Here is a 9467-nt window from a genome sequence, read left to right as displayed (position 1 = left end):
AGGAAAAATCGAAGTCGCAAAAGCAATGCTGGCTAACAATGTTGATGTCAACACTATTGTCAAATTTACTGGCCTTTGTATTAGTGAGATTGAAGAATTAAGTGTGAACGGTACAGAGTAATTTCAAAGTGCATTTGCAGTTGGAACGGATACATTTAATGAGAGTCCCATTTCACGGTGTTCAAATCTACTCCTTCTTGTACCATCTTCCAAAGTGGGCTCATTTCTCTCAGTCGGCCAACATTTTTAGCAACAAGATCTGCTGCATACAAAACTTCTTCTCTAGTTGTAAATCGGCCTAGGCCAAATCTAATTGATGAATGCTCAAGGTCATGGCCATTATTTAGCGACCGTACTACATAGGAAGGCTCAAGAGACGCAGACGTGCACGCAGAACCAGAACTTACTGCTAAATCCTTGATTGGCATGATAAGAGACTCACCCTCAACATAGGGAAAGCTCAAGTTTAGGTTGCCAGGAATTCTATTTTCATAATCACCATTTAAAACGATATCAGGAAACGCTTCTTTTATCTTGTTATACAAAATATCCCTTAATTCTTCCACTCTAGTTGTTTCTTTTTTCATTTCTTCTCTAGCAATACGTGCCGCTTCACCAAAACCAACTGCAAGAGGTGTTGGAACTGTTCCAGAACGCATGCCTCTTTCCTGTCCACCACCACTAATTAGTGGTATCAGCCTAACACGAGGATTCTTTCTACGTACATATAATGCGCCTATTCCCATAGGTCCATAAATTTTGTGGCTAGAGAGACTCATAAGATCAATGCACATCTCATTAACATCAATTGGAACTTTTCCAAAGCTTTGAGCTGCATCTGTGTGGAAAAATATATTATGCTTTCTACATATTACACCAATTTCTTTGACAGGCTGAATTACTCCGATTTCATTATTTGCCATCATCACTGAAACCAGGATTGTTTGATCAGTAATTGCTTCCTCAAGCTTTGATAAATCTATAATTCCGTTTTGCCTAACAGGCAAATATGTAACTTTAAAGCCTTCATTTTCCAGATGCCGACAAGAATCCAGAACACACTTATGCTCCGTGCAGACAGTGATTATATGATTTCCTTTATTTTTATAAAAGTGAGCAACGCCCTTGATTGCCGTATTATTTGACTCAGTTGCACCTGAGGTAAAGATAATTTCTTTGCTATCTGCGTTCACCAGATCAGCGATGTGTTTCCTTGCTTTTTCCACTGCTTCTTCAGCAGTCCAACCAAATGAATGGCTGCGAGAGTGTGCATTACTGAACTCACCAAAGTAAGGTATCATCACCTCTAAAACACGGGGATCTACTTTAGTAGTAGATTGATAATCAAGAAATATTGGTAATTTTATTTTAGTATCATGTATTTTTTTACTTTCAACATTCATAAAGCTACCACGGAGACAAAATTTACAATCATTTTATAGCATTAAAACTTAATTTTTTCAAGATATAATCTTGCATCAAGTACAAAAGTGTCATCCAAGTAGCTGACACATAACTGTACGAACATTTATTTGCGAAGGCAGTGTGTTAAATATTATAGCCAGTTTTGCCTCAAACACAAAGGCAGTGCCCAGAGACTGGGATGACACCCTATTGGTGGCAATTGCTTCCAAATCATAATGTTTGTACAGCTGTGCGCCGTGCGCTGGAATCCGTTTTAGCCCTTATCTATATCTCAGTTCCACCAACAGTTATTGCGTCGACTTTGAGTGTCGGCTGACCAACTCCAACGGGCACATTTTGTCCATCTTTCGAGCATGTGCCAACACCAGGATCTAACTTTAAGTCATTACCAACCATAGATACTTTTTTCAACACTGTTGGACCGTCACCAATTAGTGTTGCCCCTTTGACTGGCTGTGTAATTTTGCCATTTTCTATTAGGTAAGCTTCCGAAGATGAAAAAACAAATTTTCCTGACGTTATATCAACCTGCCCACCACCGAAATTTACTGCATATAGACCTTTCTTTACGCTAGATATTATTTCCTTCGGTGTATACTTTCCGGGCAACATATAGGTGTTTGTCATGCGCGGCATAATAACTTCTTTATAACTTTCTCTTCTACCATTACCAGTTGGGCTTACACCCATGAGTTTAGCGTTCATATGATCCTGCATGTATCCTTTTAGGATCCCATCCTCTATCAATATATTATAACTGGGTGGAGTGCCTTCATCGTCTACGCTGATAGAGCCGCGCAAATTGGGCAGAGTTCCGTCATCAACTACTGTGATGTCACTAGCTGCTACTTGTTTACCCACAGAATTTGAAAATGCTGAAACTTTTTTGCGATTGAAGTCGCCCTCAAGTCCATGACCCACGGCTTCGTGTAACAATATTCCTGGCCAGCCTGGACCTAAAACGACTGCCATTTCTCCGGCTGGAGTTGGAATTGCTTCAAGATTTATTAGTGCTTGTTTTAATGCTTGATTTGCAACTTCTTTCCACTTTTTCTCAGAAATAAACTTACTATAAGAGTCCCTTCCACCATGCCCTGCAGAACCTCTTTCGGTACGGCCATCTTTTTCTACAATGACTAGCACATTAAAACGTACCAGAGGCCTGATATCGCTTAATCTGTGATCACCCTTTATTATTTGTACAACTTGCCATTCTCCACTTAGAGTTATTTTTACTTGCTTCACGCAGCTATTTTTGGACCTTACATACTCATTAACCTCATTGAGTAGCTTAATCTTTGAATTCAGATCCATTTCATTTATAGGGTTAATCCTCGAATATAGGCTTTTTGTCTCTTCGTTTAAATTTATTGAATTTGTCTTGTTTAAAGACACTGAGCTTTTTACCATAGAAGCAGCATTACTAATTTCTTTTTCGCTGATCTCAGAAGAACAAACGAAAGATGTACTATCTTCACAAAAAGACCTTAAACCAAATCCCCTTCTAGTATTCAAGCCCATGTGTTTTAATATGTTATCCTCAAAAACCAGGGACTCCGAGTGGCAAAATTCTAGAAACAGCTCACCACCATCGCTATTGCTCAAAGCGTTATTGACTATTTTATATACGTTATTAATATTAACATTGTTTTGAGCAAAAAATATTTGATCTAGATTTGGCATTACCTTTGAACTAAAAATTGTTTAAGTATATTATTTAACTTTAACATAGTAAACTATAAAAAGCCCGGGTGGCGGAATTGGTAGACGCGCTAGCTTCAGGTGCTGGTAACTTTTTAAGTTGTGGAAGTTCAAGTCTTCTCTCGGGCACTCTTAGCTTCCATATTGCTTGTTGAATTAATTAATGCTATAATATAGCGTATTAGGTAATATTTATGCTATGTATGGTGAAAAAGATAAGTTAGCCTACAGAAAGAAGGTACGAACTTACTCGAAACGCTTAGTTACTACACTATCTACTATCTCTTTCATTGGATACATAGCGGCATTGGTCTTGAATATTCCTGTCTTAAGTCTGTATTTTAGTATTGCCGGCACTATATTCAGTGCACTTTCGTTTGCTTTAAATATATGGTCACTAAATGATCATTCCCGACAACAGAATCTTAATAAGAAATCTGGCATAAAAAACACTCCAGGACAAAAAAAGTTAACAAAGATCTATCTTGATATAGCATCCAGTGCTTCATTTCTAATAGGAGGTATTGCATCTATGTCGCTTTTTGAGTCTTCTGTTATTTATTTTGTTTCTACGCCTTTTTTTATTCTAGGCTGTGTTATTGTGGCAGCTAATATCGTTCAAACTATGATTAGTGAACCACAGACAAAAAACGTCCTTGAGAATCTCTCTTCAAATACTGCAAGAGTACAAGCTTAAGTATTAACTTATTTAACTTATACAGGAATATTAGCTATATAATTCCACTGAAGGAAGCCATTCAAAAGAGTTCGATGTAATTAGCGTCAAAAAAGTGTAAGCAGAAATTGTGGGCTTATTGGGGTAGGAGCGCTTAGTACTCCTACTTCCACATCAATTACTTAATAATTGCTCAAGCTATCAAAATAAAAGTTTTTATTCAGTAATTTGTGTATAAAGGGTACTATTTTACTAGTAGTGAAATAAATCAGAATGAAGTCTATTTTATTAACGAGGCCTTTATTGGACTCGTTCAATACAAGAAATATATTGAGAAAGTATGGATACAAAGTTTTTATAGAACCAGTATTCACAATAAAGTACTTAAATCCTGATATATCTGCGTACGAATTTGACGTTGTGATATCTACAAGTAAAAACAGCGTAAAGGCTCTTAGTCAAATATGCAAAGAGGATGACTTTCCGATTATTACAGTTGGTAATTCAACCATGCAGGCTGCAAAAAATTTGGGATTTTCTGATATAATCTCAGCAGACAGCAACGTTGATGGTCTGATATCATTCGTAAAAGCTCATTATTCAAACGCAATAAAGTTCTTGTATATAAGGGGACAAGAAGTATCATGTGACCTAAAAAAGAGATTATCTGAAGAAGATTTTAACGTAAGAGAAGTTGTACTCTATAAAACAATTATAAAAAGGAATCTAACTAATAGGTGTAAAAATTTACTATTGCATGGTAAAATTGATAGTGTTGCTTTTTTTTCCTCACAGACAGCAAGGATATTTTGTTCATTAGTTCTAAAAAGTGGGTTATCTCATGTGATGAATAATGCAGTTGCATATACCATGAGTAAAAACATTGCTGATAGTTTAAAGTTAATCAAATGGAAAAAAATTATAACATCGAGGTTGCCTACTGGGGAGAGTTTAATTGATATAATTAATAAGGATTGTTGATGCTAAAGATTGCAACTTGGAATGTAAACTCCATACGTAAAAGAGTTAACCAACTTTGTAGTTTTATAGTTGATAGTCAGATAGATATAATTTTGCTGCAAGAGATAAAATGTATGGAAGAGCAATTTCCTTATGCAGAGATAGAGAAGCTGGGATATGAATGTGCTGTCTATGGACAAGTTGCAAGAAATGGCGTTTGTGTTTTATCTAAATATCCGATACTGGAGAAGTTTAAGATTGATATCGTAGAAGGTTATCAAGAAGCGCGTTATATAGAGTGCATAATAAAGCACAATAATCAGAAGGTAAGGGTGGGAAGTGTATACGTTCCAAACGGTCAAAGCCCGGACTCTCAAGCATTTGAATATAAACTCAAGTTTTTTGATAATCTATATGAAAGGATGAGCACTTTGTTAAAGAATGAAGAGTTAACTATTATAGCTGGCGATTATAATGTTGCACCGAATGAAATTGATGTCTTTGATTCAAACTTATTGAATGGCCAAGTGTGCTTTCATATAAGAGAACATGAGAAGTTAAGAGCGATCTTGAATCTTGGGTTTAAAGATGCGTTTAGAATATCTCACCCAAATTTGCAACAATTCACTTGGTGGCATTATCAAGGCAATTCACTCAGAAATAATCAAGGAATGCGAATAGATCATATGCTGTTATCACCACAAGCTGTAGATAAATTGGAAACATGCTACATAGATGATAGATTGCGTAAGCTAGAAAATCCGTCTGACCACATTCCTGTTGTATGTGCTATAGAATAATAGCAGATCTCTTACACAATTCACTTTTAGCAAACCTGAGTAGTCTTACCTTTGCTGCTCTGTGGTTTTTCCCTTCGTTTGTTTTCCTTTCCTGTCCAAGATTGATCGTGCTGCTCACTTTTTTCGTTTCCTACCTGGGAAATTTGCTCAGGAACAGGCTGTTGTTCACTCTTTTCTTTTCCTTGGGAAATTTGTTCAGAAACAGAGGTGCCTTTCTCAACTTCTGTAACTGGGGTTTTTAAAATATCATCAATGCCCTTGAGAATTTTTCCATTCAGTTTTTCTCTCTTTTCTGTATCATTTTTATCTTGTGAGTTAGGGTCATACAAAGTACCTTTTTTGTTATTTGAAAAAAGAACCTCCACTCCTCCTTTTATGGCAAATATTGTGCCAACAGCAGTAAGAACTACTCCGAGTGTAGTAGGACCAAAAATTAACATTGGAATAGTGGAAAGAAGGACAGGAAAAAAGATCTTGCTTAAGAACGTTGCTACCATCTCTTCATCACTGAGTGGTGGTTCATCCTCTTCTTTCTTGTCTTTACCTAAGAATGGAATTTTTTCTTTCATCCCATCCATAAAGGAGCCAGAAATATTTTTCGGGTCTATTTTGATCCCTCCAATTAGCAGCAGCAGCATTACCAATACAAACTTTATGGATGAAACTTTAGCTACTGTACCGCGTATATCAGCTACACAGTCATCTACTACTTCTTTTATTTTACCATTCTTGAGATTCTCCTCATTAGCTAATTTTTTCTCTCTAATTTTCTCAAATACGGAAAGTAAAAACTGAGAAACATTCTCTTCACTGAGTGGTTCTACATCTTCTAGCTTGACATTATTGAATATAATTTGATTCTGACTTAGCATGAAAGCGAGTACTGCCTCGTCATCTTCCTTTAATTCTTTAGGTTGCACTTTGTTTTTTAGCAATTGTATAAAGGCATCATGGATTACCTGATGTTCCCCTTTTTGAAAAATTTTCTCATCTTCGTTAGTTACCTGAGTAGGTAACTTTGGAGGTTTTGAACATTTTACTTGTGGGCCTGTCATGGCTGACCTATTTGCATTTGCTATGTTCTATTCTAACATATTTTTCGTATTAGTTCAAATGATTTATACTCCTAGAATTCACGATGTTTAAGTCATAATTAAGGGAATTTAGACCCCAGTTGTCGCCAACTTTTATTTCTACTTCAAGTGATACAGAAATTTCTATTGCATTTTCCATTATATCTTTCATAAGTTTTGCTGTTTCTTGTACCTTTTCGTCTTCTACTTCAACCAGTAGTTCATCGTGAACCTGGAGGATTATTTTACCTACTTTTAATTGGTCAAAAAGCTGAATCGTCGCACGTTTTATTATATCAGCGGCGGTGCCTTGCAGTGGTGCGTTTATTGCTGCCCTTTCTGCAAATTGTCTTGTATAAGGAATTGTATTGTTTATGTCTCTTACAAAGCATCTCCTGCCAAACAAAGTTTCTACATAACCATGCAATCTTGCGATAGACACTGCTTTTTCCATATAGGCCTTTATTTCTGGGTAACAGGAAAAATAGTAATTAATGTATTCAGCAGCTTCCGCAATGGTAATTCCAAGCCGCTTTGCAAGACCAAATGGGCTAATGCCATATATAATTCCAAAATTGATGGATTTTGCTTTGCGTCTTAATTGCTCATCTATTTCTTGCACTCCAAAAACTTGCCTAGCGGTGATCTCATGAATGTCTTGTCCGTTTGCAAAAGCTTCTTTAAATGCTGCAACGTTTGCAACGTGTGCCAGGAGTCTTAACTCTATTTGTGAATAGTCAGCAGAAATTATCTTATGCCCTTTTGGCGCAATAAATGCTTGTCTGATAAGATTTCCCTCTTCGCTTCTGATAGGAATATTCTGTAAATTAGGATTGCTGGAGCTCAGCCTTCCAGTTGCAGTTGCAGTCGTTGAAAAGCTTGTGTGTATTCTACCATCAAGTGGATCAACTTGCTTTATTAATGCATCAGTGTAGGTGCCTTTTAATTTACTTAAATGTCGCCAATTTAAGATTTTACTTGCGATTTCTACCCCTTCTTCTTCGAGTGCCTCTAGAACTTCATAATTGGTGCTATACGATCCAGATTTTTTTGACTTTTTCTTTTTATTAAGCCCCATTTTGTTAAACAAAACATCACTTAATTGTTTTGGCGAAGCAATATTAAATCTTTCTCCTGCCAAATTATATATCTCATCTTCAAGCACGGCAATTACCTGCTTAAATTTACCGGACAATTCCTGTAATTTTTGTATGTTCAGTAATATCCCATTTTTCTCCATATCAAATATTACTTTCATAAGTGGCTTATCGAAGCGCTCGTAAATTGTGAACAATTTTTCCTGAAATAACCTTTGCTTTAGCTTTTCATGAATTGCTATTAAAGTTTTTGCCGAGAAAATTTCTACATCTCCACTCAAATTATGTGCAGTTATGTTTGGAATACTGTGATCATGTTTTCCTGTATCCAAGCTATACGACATTATCATCAAATCATCAACTGAATCTAACATCTTCTCTATTGCAGGGAAGATTTTCCTGATCTCTTTAATGTTATGTATTATTTTAAGCACTCCATTTGAGAGTAAAGTTGAGTTAATTGTAATAAGTGCATCTTGTATGCTGTCTTGCTCTATATAAAAAATATTACTTTCGCTATAAGATAGACTTAATACATTGTTTTCAAGGTGGTAATGAATTGCAATTTTGCCTTCATATCTACAGTGCTCTAAAAATTTCTCTAACTCTTCACTACTATACTCTATTTTTTCTTCTGTGCTAGACCCACTATAGGAAAAAAGCTTTTCCACTTTCCCTATCAAGGAATTGAATTCATACTTCTTTAAAAAGGATAACAATTTCTCCATGTTTGGAGAATGGACTTTATATTTTGCAATATCATGTTGAAGGTCTACTTTTTCGCATAGTGATAAAAGTTCTCTTGAAATTAGTGCTTTTTCCTTATGTTCGGTAAGAATATTACAAACCCTCGTTTGCTCGATGTTATCAATGTTCTCTATAATATTATTCAATGAATCAAATTCATCTAATAATTTAATGGCAGTTTTTGGGCCTATTCCTGGAACGCCTGGAATGTTATCAGATGCATCACCAGTCAGAGAAAATAAATCAAGAAGCTTGTGTGATTTTACACCAAATTTTTCTACTACTCGTTTTTCATCTATGTATATATTTTTAATGGGGTCGAATATTAAAATATTGTGGTTCAAGAGTTGAAACAAATCTTTATCTGATGAAACGACTACCACTTTAAAGTCTTGGTGGTTGGCGTATTTTGCAGCTAGTGTTGCAATTATATCATCTGCTTCATAACCTTCAATCTCTTCATAGCTGAGGTTAAAAGCTTCTACCGCTTCCCTCAGTATGGTAAACTGTGGAGTTAGATCCTCAGGAGGCGTTACTCTGTTCGCTTTGTACTCAGGATATAAATTGTGCCTAAAATTCTTTTTCCCTGCATCAAGTGCTATAGTTAAGTAGTCCGAATGGGCAATGTACTTAAGAACCATATTCAGAAAGCCATATACACCACCTATTGGCATTCCTGTTGTGGTAATTAAGTGAGGTAGTACATAGTAAGCTCTGAAAAGAAAACCATAGCCATCGATGATTGTGAAAGTTTTTTCTTTCATTGTAGATATTTATGCGTGCTTTTGATGGTCCACTATTTAGCTGAGAAAATCAAGTTTTTGTTTTTCTGCTTTTGAGCGTTGTAAGAGATTTTACCGAAAATAGCATTCATGATGGGGATGTACACATATGTATAGCTCTTTTTACAATAATCCGAACAGACCGTAATATGCTACTGGCCTGCTATAGCCATAAGCACATATCTTATCGCATTCGGACTATTATA

8 protein-coding genes, 1 tRNA gene and 1 pseudogene are annotated in these 9467 nt (G+C 36.0%); 5 read left to right on the top strand and 5 right to left on the bottom strand.

Annotated features, from left to right (window positions below):
* Positions 1-121: pseudogene (locus WGMM_RS06090) on the top strand (Rpn family recombination-promoting nuclease/putative transposase); the annotation flags it as partial.
* Positions 122-155: 34 nt separating this feature from the next.
* Here the strand turns inward: WGMM_RS06090 and WGMM_RS02380 are convergent.
* From WGMM_RS02380 to tldD, 3 genes are all read right to left on the bottom strand, one after another.
* The gene (locus WGMM_RS02380) at positions 156-1403 is read right to left on the bottom strand and encodes an IscS subfamily cysteine desulfurase (RefSeq protein ID WP_038249500.1); all 1248 of its coding nucleotides are present in this window, start codon (positions 1401-1403) and stop codon (positions 156-158) included.
* 90 nt (positions 1404-1493) lie between these two features.
* The gene (locus WGMM_RS06640; protein WP_240991876.1) at positions 1494-1634 is read right to left on the bottom strand and encodes a hypothetical protein; all 141 of its coding nucleotides are present in this window, start codon (positions 1632-1634) and stop codon (positions 1494-1496) included.
* A gap of 55 nt (positions 1635-1689) precedes the next feature.
* A complete protein-coding gene (gene tldD, locus WGMM_RS02375) occupies positions 1690-3108 on the bottom strand; it encodes a metalloprotease TldD (RefSeq protein WP_038249498.1) in 1419 nt (472 codons plus the stop codon).
* A 62-nt stretch (positions 3109-3170) separates the two neighbouring features.
* Here tldD and WGMM_RS02370 point away from each other — a divergent pair.
* The 4 genes from WGMM_RS02370 (at position 3171) to WGMM_RS02355 (ending at position 5562) form a co-directional block, all read left to right on the top strand.
* Positions 3171-3255: transfer RNA gene (locus tag WGMM_RS02370), tRNA-Leu, on the top strand.
* A 70-nt stretch (positions 3256-3325) separates the two neighbouring features.
* Positions 3326-3823, top strand: a complete 498-nt coding sequence (locus WGMM_RS02365; RefSeq protein WP_038249497.1) for a hypothetical protein — start codon at positions 3326-3328, stop codon at positions 3821-3823.
* 252 nt (positions 3824-4075) lie between these two features.
* On the top strand, positions 4076-4783 hold the full coding sequence (locus WGMM_RS02360) for a uroporphyrinogen-III synthase (protein ID WP_038249494.1): 708 nt from the start codon (positions 4076-4078) through the stop codon (positions 4781-4783).
* Entirely contained in the window at positions 4783-5562 is a 780-nt protein-coding gene (locus tag WGMM_RS02355; RefSeq protein WP_038249491.1) for an exodeoxyribonuclease III, read from the top strand. The genes WGMM_RS02360 and WGMM_RS02355 overlap by 1 nt, the downstream gene beginning before the upstream one ends.
* A gap of 26 nt (positions 5563-5588) precedes the next feature.
* Here the strand turns inward: WGMM_RS02355 and WGMM_RS02350 are convergent, their stop codons facing one another.
* Complete coding sequence (locus WGMM_RS02350) at positions 5589-6617, bottom strand: hypothetical protein (RefSeq protein ID WP_038249489.1); 1029 nt, start codon at positions 6615-6617, stop codon at positions 5589-5591.
* 49 nt (positions 6618-6666) lie between these two features.
* Complete coding sequence (gene polA / locus WGMM_RS02345; RefSeq protein WP_038249479.1) at positions 6667-9243, bottom strand: DNA polymerase I; 2577 nt, start codon at positions 9241-9243, stop codon at positions 6667-6669.
* Positions 9244-9467 lie beyond the last annotated feature (224 nt).

It is taken from the genome of Wolbachia endosymbiont of Glossina morsitans morsitans (assembly GCF_000689175.1).
Classification (GTDB): Bacteria; Pseudomonadota; Alphaproteobacteria; order Rickettsiales; family Anaplasmataceae; genus Wolbachia; species Wolbachia pipientis.
This window is presented reverse-complemented; position numbering and strand designations above follow the sequence as displayed.